Below are 18,785 nucleotides of genomic sequence, written 5' to 3'. Positions count from 1 at the left end.
CTTTCATTTTTTAGGTTAGGTACAGGTTAGGTTTGGAAAGGGTGGGCTCCCTTTTCTTTTTTTAAGGATTTGATTTCCTTCGCATTTCTGATTGCCTCATCGGCATAGAATCGATCAAATCAAAAATGATCTGAGTTGCTACCACTCGATCTCTTTTCAGCTTTATTCCACCATCTTTACCGATCAAAACCACTCCGGAATAGCGATCTCGTATATCTACTTCGGTTGGCTTATTCGCATTCTTACAGATCAATTCATTTCCTTTTTTCAAGAAAACCAGTAAATCCCTTTCCTTTAGAGCTTCTTCTTGTTCAAGTAACGCCGTAAGCTGTTGGGTAGCATGTTCCATTTGCACGTCAATCACTATGATGCGTTGTTCCCATCGATAGTCAGTGAAAGGCGATTGTTGATTGATGAAGATCAGAGATATGAGTAGGAAAAATTGTGCCACCATCTGCCAGAATAACAGACGATTTAGGTTTTGGTTTAGTTTTCCTTAGTCCTTTTGTCTTTAGGATGTCCAATTTGGGCCGCTTTACGTGTCGCTTCGTCAATCTTTTGGATAGAATTGGCCATTGAACTTTTTATTTGACGTTTCTCCTCATCAGAGAACTCGTTGATTTCATGCTGGTCATCGAGATCAAGAAATCCGATCAGGTTGGTCAGAGGTGAACGGATCTCATGAGAAATCGCAAACGCATAATCCATCAATTGTTTGTTCTGTTTTTCGATCTTTTGGGTACGGTCTTGAATCTTTTGTTCCAGTGATTGATTGAACTCAGAAATTTCCTTGTTGGCTTCTCTGAGTGAATTCCGCGTTTTCCTTACTTGTTGATAGAAGTGTACGATGAATATGCTGGAAATAACCACAAGAAACAGAATGACCCCACCCCATATGATGGTCTGACGCTGACCGTCGATTCGTCGTTGATTCTCACTCAACGTGGTGCCCATGACTTCTTGAGCTTCCAATAAACGTTGTTTTTCACTTTCGACTTTTGAGAGGTCATAGTTGAATTCAATTTTCGCAATTTCGGTCGCCTTGTTTTCGTTCATCAGGCTGTCCTGATAAGTCAAATAAGTAGTTAAGAAATCATATGCTTTGGAAGAATTTCCCAGTGTTTTATAAACCTGGCTAATCAGGTACGCGCTTGCAGCGATTTCCTTCTTGACACCCAGGGTCAAAAATTCCTCATAGGATTTTTCAGCATGACTTAAAGCAAGATTTGGTTGATTTCGGGTATGATACAAATGCCCAAACCCCAGAGCAATTTTGGCATGTACAAAAGGAATTTGAAGTTGTTGAGCAATGGCCTGCGCTTCTGACAAATAATAAGCACTCGAATCCCATGCTGCCATGTCGTAATGCAAAGAAGCGATGGCATTTAAATTTTCGGCGAGTTGTTTCCGGTTCTTTAGCTGGCGGTTGATTCGTACAGATTGTTGATACAAAGCCAGGGCTTTTTGGAAGTCTCCTTGTTTGGTGTGCGTTTCTGCCATATTGTGAAATGAAACGGCCATCCCTTTTTGATCATTGTTTGCCTGATAGATCGCATAAGCTTTTTGAAAAGCCTCTTCTGAGCCTTCATAGTCCTCCAGTAATTCTTTTAGATTGGCCAGATTGAGATAGGCCATGGCCCTTCCGGTTACCCGGTCTGGTCTTCTCTTGGCTTCGATGGCTTTCAGATAATAATCCAGTGCTTCGCGGTAGTTACCCAACTTCATTTGCATTAGACCCAGGTTATTATAAATGGTTCCCAGGCCGGTCTCAGAACCTAGAGATGCTCGAATGGCTAACGATTGTTCGTAGGATTGCAATGCTTCCTCAAGCTGTCCTTGATTGCTGAACAAGACACCAAGATTGTTCAAAGCCCTCGACATGCTTACCGAGTCGCCTATCATTTGACTAATGTGCCTGAACTGTTCATAATGCCATAGGGCACTATCATATTCACCTTGTGAGAAAGCGATGAACCCGAAGCTATTATGACTATTTGCGGTTCCCTTTGTATAACTAGCCACTTTTGCAAGCTGCATTGCGCGACCGGCATAGCTTTTGGCCGTATCCGGCAAAATCCGAAAAGTTTGGAAGGCCAATGCATTGTAAGTGTCGACACGGTCCTGATCGGTAAGTTCCTGATTTAATGTCGATTTGAGGCTATCAATTTTAGCGTTTTGAGCACACAATTTCCATGGAGCTGACAAAAACAGCCCAATCATGGATATACAAATCCAAACCCTCCACGAAGGGACGATATCTATTGGTCTTACTCTCATGTGCCTACTTCACAAATTCCTGACAAGCTCGTTGAGCCAATAATTTAGGAATTCAGGTGGAGGATTGCAATATTCAGGTTTTGTAATGCGAAAAAAATTGAGTCATCCGGTACTTGCATAATTCAAGGTTCAGCGTCCTTGTAATAAAATATAAGATGGTGACCTCTTTTCTTGAAAAGAGGTCATTTAATCTATTCAATATGAATTTTACTGATACAAAACCATCCGTGTAAGCGCCGTAATTATTTGCTGACTTTTTGTATTTTAGAAGGTATTGCCTTTTCAAAAATTAGAATGATCGATTAGAGTTGGTTAAAACGTTTGCGGTAAAATGAGGAAGAATTCAGGAAGAGTAGTTTTTAGGTTTTTCGCAGTAGGAGCATGTATTTTTTTTAATTTTTTTTCTATTCATGCTCAGAATGCTCTTGTTGGTGCGGGATTTTCAACGGGATGGAATGGCGGATGCGGGTCTGATAACTCAAGTTTTACATTTTTCTCGGCTAATGCCGGTGGAACCTATGGCTCCAATCCCCTTAATGCCGGGGGGACAGGTAACCAATATTGGCGGTTCGCGATTGATTGGGGTGGAACGATTGCGCAAAGGACAATTACACCAGGTGTAGACACAGAAGTCACACCTGGAACGAAATACACCTTAAGTAGTACGTGTACTACCAGTGGGGCTTTATTTACGAACGTTACTTCTACAGCTCATAATTATGTCTTCAAAACATTAAATGCCAGTTCCAATCCTACTGGTGATTTTGTCTTTTTCAAGATAGAAGGAGATGTGCGATCTGTGTCCAGTGTTACACAGGATATAGTCAATCCGATCACCGATGACAATGTAGTGGTCACTGCCAATTTAGATGGGGCACTGTCTACCGGTCAATCAGTATATCTCCGGTACACGACCGATAGCTATGCGACCAGCACCATTGTGGAAATGACTGGTTCCGGTACAGCATACACGGCTACCATTCCAGCGGCCTCCAATACCTATGGGACTGCAGTGAGTTACTATCTCTTTACCTCCGGTAGTGGCCTGACCATTGCCCATGGTGATGCAGACCTCTACACCATCAACCTCAACAATAATGGAGGATCTAATTATTCCTATACGCCGGGCTTTTATCGTTTTACACCTGTTTCACCCACAGCCTCAGATCAGATTACTTTGCGATTTGCAGAAGAAGGGACGGATCTGGCTACTTTGCCTTCGGATGAAGAAGTATATGCACATATAGGAGCTGTCCTGCAGGGAGCTGCTTCTACGACCTGGGACGTCACCAAAGGAAATTGGGGCATTGGCGATGGGGTAGGTCAGTTCACCGAAACCTCCAATGGGTCCAATATTTGGGAATTGACATTTAATCCCTATCCGTATTTTACAGATATCGAAAGCATCGATGATGGCAATGCCAATCCCGAGGAAGCGTCCACCGTTTTGGCGTTTGATCAGTTACGTCACAGCATTTTTCGACTGGGCTTTGTTTTCCGAAGCACCAGTGGTGATCTGGTGGTCAAAGACAATGGTGCCAGTGACGGCAATGACATCTACCAGGATATTACTCCGGGCATCGGACTGTTAGCGGATTCAGATCCATTGGACACGTTAGTGGCTGTGGACCTGGCCACGGCCGCATCGACCTATACTTTTTCCGGTACGACTCAGGTAGCTTCGAATTTGGTGATCAAAGTGAATGATGTGACCACCCAAAGTCCTACGAGCGTAACTTCCTTTTCAGAGACCGTGAATGTAGGAACTTTAGGGATAGGGTTGCATAAGATTGAAGTGGCGGCCACCTCCGGAAGCTTACAAGCCAAGACCATCGTTCGGTACCTCAATATTTATGACAGTGACAATTTTGTAACCCTTTCTTCTGGCTTAGATCCAGCTTTGCCCACCGCCAGCACTTCCCTGACCATTACTTTCAACGCCAGTAATACGACATTAGAAGGTGCTTCTAAAGTGTATTTGCACTCTGCAGCAGTAACTGAAAGTCCTACTTCTCAGACCTGGGGGACGACCATCGGAAACTGGGGACAAGATGATGGAGTAGGTCAAATGACCGCCACCGGCAATCCCAACGAATGGTCCATTACCTTCACACCCAATGATTATTACTTTGGCGGGAGCCCAGACCCCAATGATAACATCTTCCGGTTGGCAATGGTATTCCGAAATGCGGATGGTTCGCTTCAGCAAAAAGACATCAATACGGGCAATGACATTTATTTGGACTTAGATCCAGGATTCTACTTATTACTCAATAGTCCCTCTGATGGATCAGGTTTGGTCCAGGAAGGTGCGACGTTCACCATTTCTGCCACCGCTTCGGCATCGGCTGATTTCAATGTGTCGATCAACAACACGCCTCCTTATTCCAATACAGCCAATTCGACCACAGACATCAGTTTCGACACCAGCATTTCATCCAGTGGTTCGTATGTGCTCACGGTGACCGCTGATGATGGTTCAACCTCAAAAACCAAAACCGCAACGATCAATGTATTTGCACCGGTGACCAGTGAAGACCATCCTACTGGGATGTTGTATGGACCCAACTATGATGACAATGATCCGAGTAAAGCCACCTTGCTGCTGCACATGCCCACGCAATCCGGGATCTCCGTCGTGCATGTCATCGGAGATTTCAATAACTGGACGGTATCGGAAACTTACAAAATGAAGAAAACCACGGCCGGGGATGTTTGGTGGCTGGAACTTACAGGCCTGACACCTGGACAGGAATATGTGTATCAGTACCTGGTCAATGGTTCTGTCAAGTCTGGTGACCCGTATGCAGACAAAGTCAGCGATCCCGATGATCAATACATCTCAGCAGCCCGGTATCCGGGGCTGATTGCTTACCCTTCTGATAAAACGGAATTCCGCGCCACCGTTTTACAGACCAATCAGACACCTTATCAATGGCAGATCAACGACTTTGAACGACCCGCGCTATACAAAACAAACATCTACGAATTGCTGATCCGGGACTTTACGGATGCAGGGACCTATCAGGGTGTGATCGATAACCTGGATTACATCCAGAACCTGGGCTTCAATGCGATCCATTTGATGCCTACCGGTGAATTTGAAGGCAATGAAAGTTGGGGATATAATCCGAACTACTATTTCGCACCAGATAAATTCTATGGTCCGAAGGACAAGTTGAAGGAATTGGTCGATGAAGCCCATAAGAGGGGCATTGCGATCATTGGTGATCTGGTATTGAACCATTCTTTTTATTCTTCCCCTTTCGCACGATTGTACTGGGATGAAGGCACTGCTGGAAGCTCCATTTGTGCACCTGATGCCCGTCCAAGATCCGACAATCCATGGATGAACGAGTGTCACAATTTTGTGGATGAGCGTGCGGCCTGGTGGGGGGCAGATTTCAATCACAACAGTACCCACACCCAGGCATTGGTAGACAGTGTTACCAATTACTGGATGACCGAATATCGTTTTGATGGGTTCCGTTTCGACTTTACCAAAGGCTTTTCAAATACGACCGTGAACTGTCCCGATTGCTGGGGAAGTAGTTATGATCAGGCACGTATCGATAACCTGAATCGAATGAAAACAGCCCTGGAAACAAATCATCCGGGCGCCTACGTCATTTTTGAACACCTGGCCAATGCCGACGAGGACCGAATCCTGGCGAATGGAGGTATCCACATGTGGGGTGGGGCCTCTGTGACCAAACGATATGAGCAGATCGTATTGGGTTATGATGATACCAATCGGGACCTGACCAATGGCGTGTACGATGCTTCTCCGACGTTTTTTTCATTCGCCAATTGGATGAGCTACATGGAGAGCCATGATGAAGAACGCCTGGCTTATGAATTACATAACTATGGTCGTGATTTCATCAAAACCGAACTGGATGTAGCCAACCGCGATTTCGAAAACATGAGCGAGGACTTTGCTCCGGCCAATATGAATACCTTCATTACCCGGTTGAAATTACCAGCGGCGATCAACTTGTTGTTGCCGGGTGCGCGCATGGTATGGCAGTTTGGGGAACTGGGATATGACTACTCGATCAATTACAATGGTCGGACTGGAAACAAGCCTGTAAGATGGGATTATTACAACAATACGAAGCGCCGTGAGCTGCATGACTTCTATGCGAAACTGCTCAACCTAAGAAAGAACCACGAAGTATTCCACCACCTGGATGCTTATGACCTGGGCGATGGCAGCTGGGTCAAATGGATGCGTTTCAAGCACAATGGTGTGACAGCTGTGGTGCTTACTAATTTCCAGGCATGGAAAAGTGGGGACAGCCAAAACGGATCACAGGTAGAGTTCATCGACTTTAATGCCAGTGCCATTTTTGAAAGCTGCGGAGGAGATTGGTACGAACACGTTTCGGAAACCTATGAAACGTTGGACCTTGGAACGGATTTCCGATTGAACGCAGGCGATATCAAGATTTACACGAATGTGGATATCGATCCCAATGCCCCTTCTGCGACGAGTGGGGTAGGAGATGTGACCTGGGGTGCTGAATGGGACAATTCGGGGATCACCTTTAGTGTAGTAAATGCACCTACGAATGAATCTGCGGTGATCTATTTAGACATTGATCCTGTGGATCCGGTAAATGGCGGGGCCAATTCTGACGGATCTCTAGCTGGCTTGCAGATTGATAATGCTACCGTCAATCCTGCTTTCCGGGCAGATTTTGTCGGGATCATAAATACCAGTGGACGAACATTCCATACGGATGATGGCGCCAATGGATGGAATTCCAGCTCCAGTGGCGCGGCCTGGACCTATGCAGAAAGCAATTGTAGTAATCGAAGAACAGTAACCATCCCCTGGTCGGACATCACCGGTTCGGGAGTACCCACCCAATTTAATTGGATGGGCTATGTGGTGTACAACAATACGAACACAGGTACTTACGGCGCCATGCCTACGGGCAATGGGTTCGAAAGTGACCTTGGGGCTTCGGGTTCAGGGCCTTATGTAGCCGGAACGGCGGTGAGGTATTTCAGTGTAGATGTGAGTGGCGGACAGACGGATGCCTTTTCCATGAATAACTATGCCCACGATGGTGGAACGCTGGCAGACTTTGGAAGCATCAGTCTGGGTAGTTTCGGGATGAACACCAGCGGGACTATTTCTTTGGCCAGTGGTGCTGCCTGGGAAATTCAGGATGAATTTTATATCGGATCAGGATCCACGATCAATTTGAATGACGCAACAGTAACTTTCAACGGGACAAATTTTGAAAATGCCGGAACATTCAATGCACAGACGTCTACCGTAATCATGGCAGGGAATAGCCCTACGACGATCACGGGAAACATCACTTTTAATAACCTGACCATCAATAATGCCGCAGGTGTAACGCTCGCTGGCAACATCACAGTGACAGGTACGCTCACTTTGACCAACGGCAAACTGACATCCAGTGCCAGTCAAATATTAATCGTTTCCGAAAACGGGACAGTTTCCGGAGCAGGCCCTGACAGCTACGTGACCGGACCTGTAAGGAAGGTTGGGAATAATGCAGCAGGATTCACATTTCCAGTTGGCAGCTCAGCGCATTATGCACCTATCGGTATTGAAAGTGTCGCCAATGGTCTGTCTACGGATTATTTCACGGCACAATATTTCGATACTCCTTATGGTGCTGGACCAGCGGACAGGGTCATTGATAATCCTCAGGCCGGGACATTTGAGGCGATCAGTTTTAATGAATACTGGAACCTCGACAGAAGTGTGGGTTCAAGTATGGAAGCACGAGTACGTTTGTTTTTCCGTGATTTCGGTCGTAGTGGGATACAAGACCTGAGTCAAGTGGTGGTGGCCCATCACAATGGATCGGAATGGGTCAGTGAAGGAGGTACGGTTACCAATCAGGTGGTGCGCGGAAGTGTGCTCTCGGGTACTTTGACTTCTTTTTCACCAATGAGTTCAGGTGGCCCGGATGATGTGGTCACACCAGTTACATTAATATCCTTCCACGGCAAGAACAGTGGTGCTTACAACGAATTGACCTGGGAAACTGCCACAGAAAAGAACCATAGCCATTTTGAAGTATACCGTTCCCTCGATGGAGAGGATTTCGAATGGATTGCCGATGTGCAGGGAGCCAATAACGATCAAGGGGCGGCTTATGCTTATCAGGACAAACATGTCGGCCCGGGTAACTACTACTACCAATTGAAGCAGGTAGATTTTGATGGTCAGTTTGAATGGTTTTCCATTGTACTGGTGACCGTGGCCACAGATCCGGATGTGCAGTGGAAGATGTACCCCAACCCAGTTAAGGAAGACCGGGTCATTCACCTGAACCTCTCCCAATCCATCGATGAAAGTCAAAACCCAACGTTCGAGTTGATCGGCTTGTCGGGTAAGACAATCTACAAAACCCAGATATCCAGCGCCAATGATGCTTATTTAGTAAGGGTTCCGAGTCATGTTCAATCAGGCATGTATTTGATGCGCGTTACATTCCTTGAAAAAGTATGGACGAAGCGGGTGTTGTTGGATTGATGTTGATGGACTGTATGTAATGAGTTTGCATTTCGCTAATGGTTTAATATAGCATTTTTGCAGTGGTCCCGGCGGCTCATGGTCATCGTTGACTACTTCATCCGAATACCACTAACATTGGTTTCATTCACTGGAATGATCTCTTCTAATCTGGTATATAAATAATTCGCAAAATGATTACCAGGATCACATAAAACAGAACCCCCGAAAATTTAAATATATAATACTGCTTCATTTGCCTTTTATATCCATACTTCCTGAACCTTTCAATGTCAGTTTCATGTAAGCTGTCAGCAGGGATTAGGAATGCCGTGATCTTGCCTTGAAGGTCAAGTGGAAGTCGGGCCCGATCTTCAAACTTTTCATGGGCTAGCTGAAATTTTGATTCATCAAAACCTCTGTTAATCAGCTCCTGGATGCAAGTCTTTCTCCAATTTTCCGATGGAGCACCAAACAACCAGCTGCTTTCACCATTAGCGACACGCATCAACTGATAGTCAGTCATTTCCTGAGCTTGTCTTCTAGCACTCATCTGTTCTAAGTTTATTCGTATTGGTTCCGCCTTTAGTTAGAATCCCTGAATCAATTGACATTAACCCCGTGCTTTCCACTTTTCAATGATAGATGCTTCTCTGGACAAAACGCCATTGGGATCGATGGCTACCTCATCTCGCCGTTCCTGACTTACGGCATCCGAATACCACCAATCATAAGTGTCTTTCACTGATACTGGTAGCGGCCGGAAGGAAAGCCCATTTTTGATGGCCTTTTCATTATTGATCATGGCTGAGCCCTGGTTGCCATCAGTTGGCATGATCCACGGCACGATGTATTCGACCCCATTGGTTTTCAGGAAATCATGATTATCTATTTTCACGAAAGACGATTCCGTTTCAAAGGCAGTGGCTGCTTCCTCGACAAAGGCATGTATATTTTGCTGTGATTTTGGTCCAACGGCGTTATAGGTGCCACTTTTCTTTTCCTCTGCTAATCGGATCATCCATTCGGCGACATCCCGTACATCCACATATTGTACCAGATCGGTTTCCTTTCCCGGAACCATGATTTCTCCGCCCTGGCTGAGTCTTATGGGCCAGTGAATGAATCGATTCGTTCGGTCGGCTGGTCCAATCATGTAGGTAGGCCTTACGATGATGGCCCTGTCTTCACCAAATTCGGAAATGGCCGCTAACTCCGAATTGGCTTTCATGATGCCATAATCATAGACGGGTTTAATGTCCTCATCAACACCCTCCGGCATGGCGAGCAGCACTTCATCACTTTCGTTGTGATCGTTTTTTAGGTAGGGAAAGAACACACCGGTAGAAGAAGTGTAGAGGTAGAGGCCACAGTTTTCTTTCAGCAAGCTCGCCGATTTTTGGGTCCATTCCACCCTGCGACCAGAATTGTCAATCACTACGTCCCATTTCCGATTTTCCAACGCCGTGAGATCATCCTCCCGATCACCAATGAGTTGCTCCACCTGATCAAAGTATTTGATATTGACGGTAGGTTTCGTCTTTCCTCTAGTGAATGTCGAAACAGCATGACCTCTGTCAATGGCATAAGCAATTTGATGTGGTCCCAAAAAGCTCGTACCACCAAGAATAAGGATGCTTAGTTGCTTCGAAGTGTCCTCAGTAACCTGATCGTTCTTAGCATGAGTAGATTCACAACTCGTTAATGTGGCAGGCAAAACCGAAGCTGCCACGCCCGTTTTCACACTCAGTTCAATAAACTCCCTTCTTGATTGCCGTTTACTCATGATTGCTTTATTCTGTTCAGAAGTTCAAGATAAGGAATTTGGGGGAGTGGCGATGAAGAACCCAGTGGTTGCTTGCATGGTCAATCAACTCATAGCTCCAAGACATTGTGGATGCTTCCCCTTTTACTATTAGTGCACTGCAGGAGTACTGGTAACAATTTGTGATGGTTTGATAGTGCTTAAATACGTCCATGCGATGAAAAGCAATTGCAACGGAATTCTGAACCATAGGTAGGTCAGGCCGGGTCCGTCAAAAGTGCCTTTTTGAAAATTCACGTGGTGCATGGCAGCATAAACATTACCCGGTAACATCAACGCTAAAAAGACGATAAGTACCCATCCGCTTAACACTTGCAATCGAGGAATCAGCAGGCCAAAGGCCAATATGATTTCGAGGATTCCTGTCAGGTAAACCACACTGATTTTGAAAGGAACAAAGGGTGGGATCATCATGGACATCCCCTGGGTATAGACAAAATGCCCAACTGCGGTGAAGCATAACATAGCGGCCATGGAAATTCTCGCAGAGAGTGTGAAGTTGTAGGTGCTGCTGAACGTTTTTGTAGCAGACAGGGAAATCACAAATACTGTTAACAATACGATGAGAGGTTTCATGGTTATTTCAGTTTGATGGACACAACATGTTCCTCTTTGCTCAAGACAAAGGATGACTCTTCAAAGGTTGCCGGCCTGAATGCTGGCAGTGTATTATTAGAAAATCCGTATTTTTCTTTCGGTAAACCGAATAGGTTCCTGTCTAAGAAATAATCATCATCCTCATCCAGAAATACAGCAATGGCATAGTTCCCAGTAGGAATGTAGTCAAATGTTACGGAGACTTCTGATTGGTTACTCACAATCAATTTTTCTCTGTAAATGGCTTTGTCATTGATACGAAAATCCTCCGGTTCATCGTACCAACCGATATAAAGGGTACCTGTTATATTTTCAATGTTGGACACCCTTACCACTGGTTTTATCTCCTGGCTGTAGGATTTCAATAAGGGAAGCAACACGGCCATTAGCACAGGAAGCATTTTGTTCGTTTTCATGGTTTCATTATTTGATTATGGGCCAAAATTAGAGGCACCCATAAGTCGAAACAATGAACCTGGGTTAAGTAATGCGCCTGCGAATTCTGCTCAATGCCTGGGGAGTAACACCGATATAAGAGGCGATATATTTCAATGGGATATGCTTGATCAAATCAGGCCTGGTTTCGAAAAGGTCCAGGTAACGTTCTTCTGCAGATTTGTTGAGAAACGACAACTCTCGTTGTTTGATTAATAAGTACAACTGTTCAGCCGCTTTTCGCCCGATTAGATTGCCAATCGTTGTTTCGGAATAAATGTTCTGCAATTCATCATAAGCCAGGCGCCACAAGGTGGTGTCAGTTATGGCTTCACATGCATACGCTGAAGGAGATTGCGTGAGAAAAGAATCGTAAACAGAGGCAAACGAACCTTCAAAGGCCAAATTGATGGTAGTGTCATATTCTATTTTTGGAATATAGAACCTCACAATACCCGCTTCAATGAAGGAAAGGTACTTTTCGGTCTCACCTTTCTTTAAAATTTGAGCTTTTTTCTTGAAGTCTTGTTGGATCAATTTAGAAGAAAAGATATCCCAGTCATGATCAGATATATTAAACGTCTGCTTATAGTACTGATAGATTTTTTCCATGTTTCAATGAAATACCATGCGAACAGAATTTGTCAGCGAGTTATTCGAAAGCGAGATCATTTGTTGGAAGTTTCATCTTTGAAAAGAGCTCTTTGGGAGAATAACTGGTGATTTTTCGACATTCTTTTATGAAATGAGATTGGTCATAGTAACCGAATTCAAGTGCATCGATGAATTTGCTATTGGGTTGGTTTTTTAATTTATGAGAGGCATGTTGGAAACGAATGACTTGCCACAACTCTTTGGGCGTCAGGTTAAACTGCTTTTTGACCATTCTCTCCAACGATTTTTCAGACATGGCCATGTTGCTTGCAAGATCAGATACTTTGAATTTGCTGGTCAGCTGATCTTCCATCAATGCTACGACTTTTTCAACTTGCGAATTGATTGGATTTCGACAAAGAGATAACTCAATGGCAGCGTCAAGATCCGAAACCGGAATGGTCATATCGCTTTCAGAGCATTTAGCAAGAATGCGCTGCTGTTCTTCCAGAGGGATTAAGTTAGCCACATCGAAACCCGCCCAGTTGGTTAACAATCCATTGAACATTGAAAGTCCAACAATGTTAAGATTCAGCTTAATATTCAAGCAAATAAGTTTGCCAGGAATGTGATAGAAAGTGGGCTGATTGGTAGCCGGTAAAATCCCAGATGACCCACCCGAAATAAATGATTGTGACGGGACATCCCAGGTCTTGAACTCCCCACTTTTGACCATGTAGCATTCAATCTTGCCATTTGGGATCGTTTTGAAGAACGCAGGCTCCTGAATCATGAATAGCTGGTACCTGTCAATGTATTTCGATACTGCTAAGTCTTTGGGGTGTTCCTCACATAGCGTCATTTTGTCTGATTCTTACAATTATTTGAAATAGGCTGCTCATACGTTTGTATAAACTTAAAATATCAAAGTGAAAAGACAAGGATTATTCTTGCTACTGTGTACTGCGATGATGGTAGCACAAGCTCAAACCAAGGTAGAACTAGATGGAGGTGTAAAAGGGAAACGATTTTCATTAAAATTGGATTGGGGTGATCTCAATTACGAGGTATTTGGCAAGGGTGATCCGCTGTTGATTCTTCATGGGAATGGGGGATCCGTGGCAAGCAGATATCAGATCATTCCTCAGTTGCTGGAGCATCATCAGGTCATTGCTGTGGACAGTAGATGTCATGGCCGTAGCAGTTGTCCAGAGGGAGACCTGGACTATTTTGACATGGCAGACGATGTGATGGCCCTCATGCAACACCTTGGACATGAGAAATACAGTATCTGGGGACATAGTGACGGGGGCATTTTGGGATTGATCATTGGCTATAAATCCACCAGCAAACTAGATAGAATGCTCATTTCCGGAGCCAATACCCGATTGTCCGGGTTGCACCCTGAATTGGTGACAATGATGAAAAATTATGAGCAGATTCCTGAGCCAAGAACCAAAACCCATGTAGCACTGATGGTAAATCAAAAGGAAATCCCGATGGATAGTATCCGTAAGATTGATGTTCCCGTAATGCTCATGGTAGGGGACAGGGATGCCGTATTGATGGAACACACAATGGAAATATACGAAGCGCTACCTATGTCAAACTTATGCGTTTTGCCCGCTTCATCACATTTCATTAGTAGCGAGAAGCCCAATCATATTGTCTATTGGATTAGAGAATTTAAAAAGCCATTTTCAGCCCCATCAACCGTTGAAATAGCGAACCAAATGGCACAATCAATGTTTGATCACTAGGAGTGATGGAGGTAGGAATTTAATTCAATTCTTGATAACGTTCAGCTATGATGAGAATGCCTTCAAGTTGCTAGAAATACTGAAGTATTTTGTTCACATTGACTCATTTCGCATATTCATTTTAGTGTTTGTTAGCAGCTTATTTAACGTCTTGTTCATACTTTCTTTCGATCTCTTGGTTTTTTTCTTTTTCTCTCTCAAGAATGTCATATAATTGAGCAATCTGAGTTCGATCCATAGAGCTGTATAAGTTCATGAATTCCTGCCTGGCACTATCACTACCCATGCTGAAACTTCCGAGTATTAATATGATTAAATCAGGATCGTTCTCTATCATTTCTGCAGAAGAAATAAGACCCTTTCTACTAAGTCTATCCTCAATTGATAATGACTCCTTTTGTGGCGGGTACAGATTATTCAGTGAATCTAGGAGTTTTTGATGGTCAGATGCTACTATTGGTGATGACTTCTCCATATCGTGTGATTCGATAAACCTTTCAATTACATATCTCGTGATATCATAATTCCCTTCACGATAACGTCTCAACCAAAATGAGTATAAATAAAAATCGGTTGGTAACGTTAGATCATCTGATTCTAAGCAAGTTACTGAGGGTCTTGGAAAACCTACCTTGTAGAATACCGATTTGGATATTCCGCCAGCTAATCCATCGTCAAATGTATTGTCAAGTGCAAATGATATTTGGTTAATCCTTTCTCTCCAATTAGGGGTAGATTCAATCTTATCTGCATAAAGATTTAAATACTTGGCCATAAGGACGAGATCGATATCATCTCTTATGAGAAATTGCTTTACATTCTTATCCCGAAATTTCAAATATATGTAGGAGATCGTGGGAAGGTCTCTTTTACGAAGGAGATCACGGAATTCAATTTTTCTATTGTAGGAGGTTTCATAAAAAACAGTTCGTATCCAGCTGAGCGTATTTCTTAGAATCCTTAGTTCTTCAAACTCTTGATCCCCGATATTGCATTCTTCTCTTTTTAGTCGGTCTGTGTAATTACTCTGAAGGTTATTCAAATAGAGGATGAACTGATTAATTCTATCATCCAGAAATTTTTTTTGTTCATATGGAAGCTTATCAGATTCATTCAGTATTTCACTCTTTTCGATGTTCCTATTAATCTCCTTCAAATAACTAATATCAATGATGCCAAGAGCAATAGTTACTACCAATGATATCACACCTAGGATGAATGAGAGATATGTAACTTTGGATGGCAATGACCATTTTTTCCATTGTTTAGAATTCGGTGTTATTTTCAAGGTATGTAGAAGTTTTTGCTGCTAACGTTTAGATATAGCATGTGCCTCTGAACTTTCAAATATCTACTAAAGTACCGGATGTGCAGAACAGATTCAAATAACCACTTAGAGGCGCGGCCGGCCAGGCATTTGCCATATCGCCTGTTACTTGCCGTTTTCGCGGTAGACCGGTTGCTCGATCTTGTCAAGTGGGTTTAACAGGAATTCCATATCCTCGATGAATAGACCATATTCAGGATGCAGCTCTTCAAATTCGTTTTTCAGGTAGTAGAGAAGTAGGTTTCTTAGGTTCTTCTGGACTCGTTGGATATCGATAAGTCCGATGAAGTCATCAAACGCCTCAATTGATTTGCTGTTTATGTTTAGATGGTTCATTCGATAAATATACTACTTATTAGTGGTATTTAATAAGTGGTAACATAAAAATAACCACTACTCTTTCTTTGTTGCATGCCCACAAAGAAAGATGAGTTTACAATTGAGGAGTTGGCTAAGTTAGCGGCCAGAATAAAGTCATTAAGAATTTCCAAAGGATACTCAAATTATGAGAATTTCGCTTTTGAACATAAAATCCCGCGGGCTCAATATGGTCGTTACGAAAAGGGTGAGGATTTACGTTACAGTAGTTTATTGAAGATAATCAAGGCTTTTGACATGACAATTTCTGAGTTTTTCAGTGAAGGATTCGATTAAGAATCTATTTCTCAGAACCTTCCTTTTGATCATAGTTCTTACTTTCCAATAGTCGGATTTCAGAAATGTTTGAGTTTAGACTTTTAAGTTCATTTCGTACTTCTGAATTGCCTTCCTCATCCGTATCATCTTGATCTTTTTGTACAAAATCCACTAAGCCCCCTTTCTGAGTAAAGTCAATCAATTTCTTAATTGATTTCTCAAGAGCTTCTACCTTATCGCCTTGGTTTGTTTTATCAAGTTTTAGTGAGTCAACAGCGGAATTAAGAATAGAGGAAACACCTTTTTCTTTCTCCAACTGGGCTTCTTTCTCTAGTTCCTGTTCTATTTTCTTATTACTTAATTTCATTTTTTTGAGTTCCTGGGCTTTCTTCAGTATGTCCAGTACTCGATCAGCCACCTTCAACCCCTCAAGTAAAATTTTACTTACAGTAGTGGCAATACCTGCGGCAACTGCTAATTCTAAAATGACAGAACCTTTTTGTGCTCCGATTATCTCAAAGTCTTCTGGACTCTTATTTTGTGCCATTGCTATACCACGTCCTATGTCATACCAGGTAGCACTGAGCTTTTTGAAATCAGCTAAGTTTTGAATGGATACTTCCTGTTGAAAGTAAATTCTCATCAATACAGAATCTTCTGGAATTTCATCATGTTCGTCCAAACTAAACGACTTACTAAGTGTTGTTTTTATTTCCTGGATTGTCCTCTGAGCCGCCGACATTGTGGTATTAAGCTCTCCAATCTTGATTGTAGCCGTTGTAATATCCAGAGAGTTTTTGAATAGTATTTCTTCAATTATCCCAATCCCGGAACTTCCTACTAAACCAACGATATTAAGTTGTTCCAAAAATTTAATCTGTTCAAGGCTTAGTGACTTGAAATTAATTACTCCAATAGCATTTAGTAGATCTTCTTTCTGAGCATCGAATGATTGAAATTGCTGATTATGATTTCTTCGAGCACTTGAATTATTGTTCAAAATACTGTGCAGAGCGGCAAATTTTTGAGAGACACCTGTTTCTATAAAGTGCTCATCAAACCAATTTGTGAGTTTTAATAATTCTGAAACTTGCATATTGACTTATGTGGTTCTCTTTTGAGTCTAACGACCAGCTATGATGAGTGGGGATTAGAAAGCACTAACCTCTCGTCTCGCACATAGCCACGCCTTGATTTAAATTTAAAACTTCGGGCCGCGTAGGTGTGGCGGAGTTTCCAAGTTCCACCAAAATATCCTGACCGATGACCCCCTATTCATTCATAGCATATGTTATAGCCTATGATTACTTGGTATTTACATGAAATGACGAATCATCTTTCATATTCAAAGTATTAATTTCAATATTATTTTCTTTCCTTTTGTTAAGATAGAAACGGAAAAGTCTTATTAACACTGGTATTGCCGTCACAAATACTAGTCCTTGAATCATTTTTCCAAGAAAAGGGATTGATCCAAGGAAAATATATGTTCCAACAATCATCGCAAGTTGCTGAATATCATATTCAATATCGTTAAGAGAGTTTGATTTAGACCTTCTAACTACTGCGTCATCAGATTCTCTTACTAGGACTTTTATTTTTTCTAATTCCTCGCAATCAAGCAAAAAAGTAAAACTGAGCTTATCTCCAACTTCTACGTTTTCAAAATCAAAATGCAGTTCGACTAACTTTTCTGTCCTTAACACAGATTCATTAACCTGAATTTGAAGAGGTGAAGAATTGATCTTCTTCTCAACTATAACTGTTCTAGCAGGTAATAGAAAAACAAGCTTAGACTTGTCAATTTTTTTATTGCCATTGTTATTGTATGAAACCTGATAAAGTGCCAAGTGAGAATATTTGTCATCACCATATGTAACATTTAATTCTTTTGAGAATTTGCTAGCGTTGCTATCGAAAGAATTGAGTGAATAAATCTGGTGATCAGTATCTATAGAGATGACTTTTCTATTTTTTCTCTTAACTCGATAATTGACAAAAAGAGTTATTATAACTCCTGCTACACTACCTGATAACCATGGAGTAATTAGTTGAATTAATTCTATTATTTCTCTTTTTTCCATACTACTCGATAGATTGGCTATAACAATTTTAATAAGAGTACCTAAGTGCTCTTATCTATATTATATTTTTTGGTGATATATGATTGATTATCAGAAACAAAAACGATCTTAAACACTTGTTGTCGGATATAAGTGCACCTTTATCATGGCAGTGAAAATAAAACATACCGGAACCATCACCAAGCCATTTCGTGCAAAAAGTAGAATGGGAGCAGAAGCCCGCTCGTTTCAATCAATAGTTGATCGAAGGTGCAGTTGTAAAATTGAAATGCCTCTGAGTTAGCATCATAGATGGCTAATAAGATACAGTCGCAATGCAATTGCGACTGAGCGGGAAGCTTATCTGCCGGTGCATTCAAAGTATAAGATAGGCACTGTACCACGAAGATTAAATACTCCCACGAGCAGAAGAGGGTAGAAAGCACATCAGTTTCCTGGCGGCAGATAAGCGGCATGTTTTTGCAGGCTCTCGGCAGAAGGCTAAGTAAGGCCATGCGCCATCATCGTATGTTAGACTTTGCTTCTCCTACTCCAGTTTTTTCTTAAAAAGCCTAAGCCGATGAAGCCGATTATCATAACTGTGAATTTGAGCCTACTAATTTTCATTTTTTTTGTTCTTGACTCTTTTTTTGTTTCGAAAATGAGTTCTGATATTTCTTTTTGAGAAACTTCATCATTGGGATGGTTTGATGTGATTCGATCATTGGAATCCAAATTGTTCTCTTCCCTGAATTGAAACGTCAAA

Annotated in this window: 15 protein-coding genes; 3 read left to right on the top strand and 12 right to left on the bottom strand. The window is 42.4% G+C overall.

The features are described from left to right. Positions 1-61: 61 nt before the first annotated feature. Positions 62-454, bottom strand: coding sequence for a DUF4174 domain-containing protein (locus R8G66_18200; protein MDW3194313.1), 393 nt, complete (start codon positions 452-454; stop codon positions 62-64). 32 nt (positions 455-486) lie between these two features. Next, the gene (locus R8G66_18195; GenBank protein MDW3194312.1) at positions 487-2,220 is read right to left on the bottom strand and encodes a tetratricopeptide repeat protein; all 1,734 of its coding nucleotides are present in this window, start codon (positions 2,218-2,220) and stop codon (positions 487-489) included. Between the two features lie 388 nt (positions 2,221-2,608). Between R8G66_18195 and R8G66_18190 the strand changes: the two genes are divergently transcribed. Continuing rightward, a complete protein-coding gene (locus tag R8G66_18190) occupies positions 2,609-8,803 on the top strand; it encodes an alpha-amylase family glycosyl hydrolase (protein ID MDW3194311.1) in 6,195 nt (2,064 codons plus the stop codon). A gap of 145 nt (positions 8,804-8,948) precedes the next feature. Here the strand turns inward: R8G66_18190 and R8G66_18185 are convergent, their stop codons facing one another. From R8G66_18185 to R8G66_18160, 6 genes are all read right to left on the bottom strand, one after another. Further along, complete coding sequence (locus R8G66_18185; GenBank protein ID MDW3194310.1) at positions 8,949-9,335, bottom strand: hypothetical protein; 387 nt, start codon at positions 9,333-9,335, stop codon at positions 8,949-8,951. 60 nt (positions 9,336-9,395) lie between these two features. Beyond that, the gene (locus tag R8G66_18180; GenBank protein MDW3194309.1) at positions 9,396-10,568 is read right to left on the bottom strand and encodes an NAD-dependent epimerase/dehydratase family protein; all 1,173 of its coding nucleotides are present in this window, start codon (positions 10,566-10,568) and stop codon (positions 9,396-9,398) included. A 129-nt stretch (positions 10,569-10,697) separates the two neighbouring features. Then, positions 10,698-11,183: a hypothetical protein gene (locus R8G66_18175; protein MDW3194308.1), complete on the bottom strand. Its 486-nt coding sequence runs from the start codon at positions 11,181-11,183 to the stop codon at positions 10,698-10,700. A gap of 2 nt (positions 11,184-11,185) precedes the next feature. Next, on the bottom strand, positions 11,186-11,620 hold the full coding sequence (locus R8G66_18170; GenBank protein MDW3194307.1) for a DUF2141 domain-containing protein: 435 nt from the start codon (positions 11,618-11,620) through the stop codon (positions 11,186-11,188). Positions 11,621-11,684: 64 nt separating this feature from the next. Then, entirely contained in the window at positions 11,685-12,251 is a 567-nt protein-coding gene (locus R8G66_18165) for a Crp/Fnr family transcriptional regulator (GenBank protein ID MDW3194306.1), read from the bottom strand. A gap of 40 nt (positions 12,252-12,291) precedes the next feature. Continuing rightward, positions 12,292-13,095 (bottom strand): AraC family transcriptional regulator, encoded by an 804-nt coding sequence (locus R8G66_18160; protein MDW3194305.1) that lies wholly within the window; start codon positions 13,093-13,095, stop codon positions 12,292-12,294. Between the two features lie 67 nt (positions 13,096-13,162). On the opposite strand from R8G66_18160, the gene R8G66_18155 reads away from it, so the two are divergent. Further along, the gene (locus R8G66_18155) at positions 13,163-13,993 is read left to right on the top strand and encodes an alpha/beta hydrolase (GenBank protein ID MDW3194304.1); all 831 of its coding nucleotides are present in this window, start codon (positions 13,163-13,165) and stop codon (positions 13,991-13,993) included. A gap of 139 nt (positions 13,994-14,132) precedes the next feature. On the opposite strand, the gene R8G66_18150 is transcribed toward R8G66_18155, so the two are convergent. Together R8G66_18150 and R8G66_18145 are read right to left on the bottom strand one after the other, a co-directional pair. Further along, entirely contained in the window at positions 14,133-15,281 is a 1,149-nt protein-coding gene (locus R8G66_18150; GenBank protein ID MDW3194303.1) for a hypothetical protein, read from the bottom strand. A gap of 144 nt (positions 15,282-15,425) precedes the next feature. After that, positions 15,426-15,656, bottom strand: coding sequence for a hypothetical protein (locus R8G66_18145; GenBank protein MDW3194302.1), 231 nt, complete (start codon positions 15,654-15,656; stop codon positions 15,426-15,428). Positions 15,657-15,731: 75 nt separating this feature from the next. On the opposite strand from R8G66_18145, the gene R8G66_18140 reads away from it, so the two are divergent. Beyond that, on the top strand, positions 15,732-15,974 hold the full coding sequence (locus R8G66_18140) for a helix-turn-helix domain-containing protein (protein ID MDW3194301.1): 243 nt from the start codon (positions 15,732-15,734) through the stop codon (positions 15,972-15,974). 4 nt (positions 15,975-15,978) lie between these two features. Here the strand turns inward: R8G66_18140 and R8G66_18135 are convergent, their stop codons facing one another. Together R8G66_18135 and R8G66_18130 are read right to left on the bottom strand one after the other, a co-directional pair. Then, a complete protein-coding gene (locus R8G66_18135) occupies positions 15,979-17,052 on the bottom strand; it encodes a hypothetical protein (GenBank protein MDW3194300.1) in 1,074 nt (357 codons plus the stop codon). A 208-nt stretch (positions 17,053-17,260) separates the two neighbouring features. Then, a complete protein-coding gene (locus R8G66_18130; protein ID MDW3194299.1) occupies positions 17,261-18,040 on the bottom strand; it encodes a hypothetical protein in 780 nt (259 codons plus the stop codon). Positions 18,041-18,785: the final 745 nt, after the last annotated feature.

It is taken from the genome of Cytophagales bacterium (assembly GCA_033344775.1).
Taxonomy (GTDB): Bacteria; Bacteroidota; Bacteroidia; order Cytophagales; family Cyclobacteriaceae; genus JAWPMT01.
This window is presented reverse-complemented; position numbering and strand designations above follow the sequence as displayed.

Coding starts and splice junctions, on each gene's coding strand:
- R8G66_18200 (MDW3194313.1), bottom strand. CDS start 454: ATGGTGGCACAATTTTTCCTACTCATATCTCTGATCTTCATCAATCAA.
- R8G66_18195 (MDW3194312.1), bottom strand. CDS start 2,220: ATGATTGGGCTGTTTTTGTCAGCTCCATGGAAATTGTGTGCTCAAAAC.
- R8G66_18190 (MDW3194311.1), top strand. CDS start 2,609: ATGAGGAAGAATTCAGGAAGAGTAGTTTTTAGGTTTTTCGCAGTAGGA.
- R8G66_18185 (MDW3194310.1), bottom strand. CDS start 9,335: ATGAGTGCTAGAAGACAAGCTCAGGAAATGACTGACTATCAGTTGATG.
- R8G66_18180 (MDW3194309.1), bottom strand. CDS start 10,568: ATGAGTAAACGGCAATCAAGAAGGGAGTTTATTGAACTGAGTGTGAAA.
- R8G66_18175 (MDW3194308.1), bottom strand. CDS start 11,183: ATGAAACCTCTCATCGTATTGTTAACAGTATTTGTGATTTCCCTGTCT.
- R8G66_18170 (MDW3194307.1), bottom strand. CDS start 11,620: ATGAAAACGAACAAAATGCTTCCTGTGCTAATGGCCGTGTTGCTTCCC.
- R8G66_18165 (MDW3194306.1), bottom strand. CDS start 12,251: ATGGAAAAAATCTATCAGTACTATAAGCAGACGTTTAATATATCTGAT.
- R8G66_18160 (MDW3194305.1), bottom strand. CDS start 13,095: ATGACGCTATGTGAGGAACACCCCAAAGACTTAGCAGTATCGAAATAC.
- R8G66_18145 (MDW3194302.1), bottom strand. CDS start 15,656: ATGAACCATCTAAACATAAACAGCAAATCAATTGAGGCGTTTGATGAC.
- R8G66_18140 (MDW3194301.1), top strand. CDS start 15,732: ATGCCCACAAAGAAAGATGAGTTTACAATTGAGGAGTTGGCTAAGTTA.
- R8G66_18135 (MDW3194300.1), bottom strand. CDS start 17,052: ATGCAAGTTTCAGAATTATTAAAACTCACAAATTGGTTTGATGAGCAC.
- R8G66_18130 (MDW3194299.1), bottom strand. CDS start 18,040: ATGGAAAAAAGAGAAATAATAGAATTAATTCAACTAATTACTCCATGG.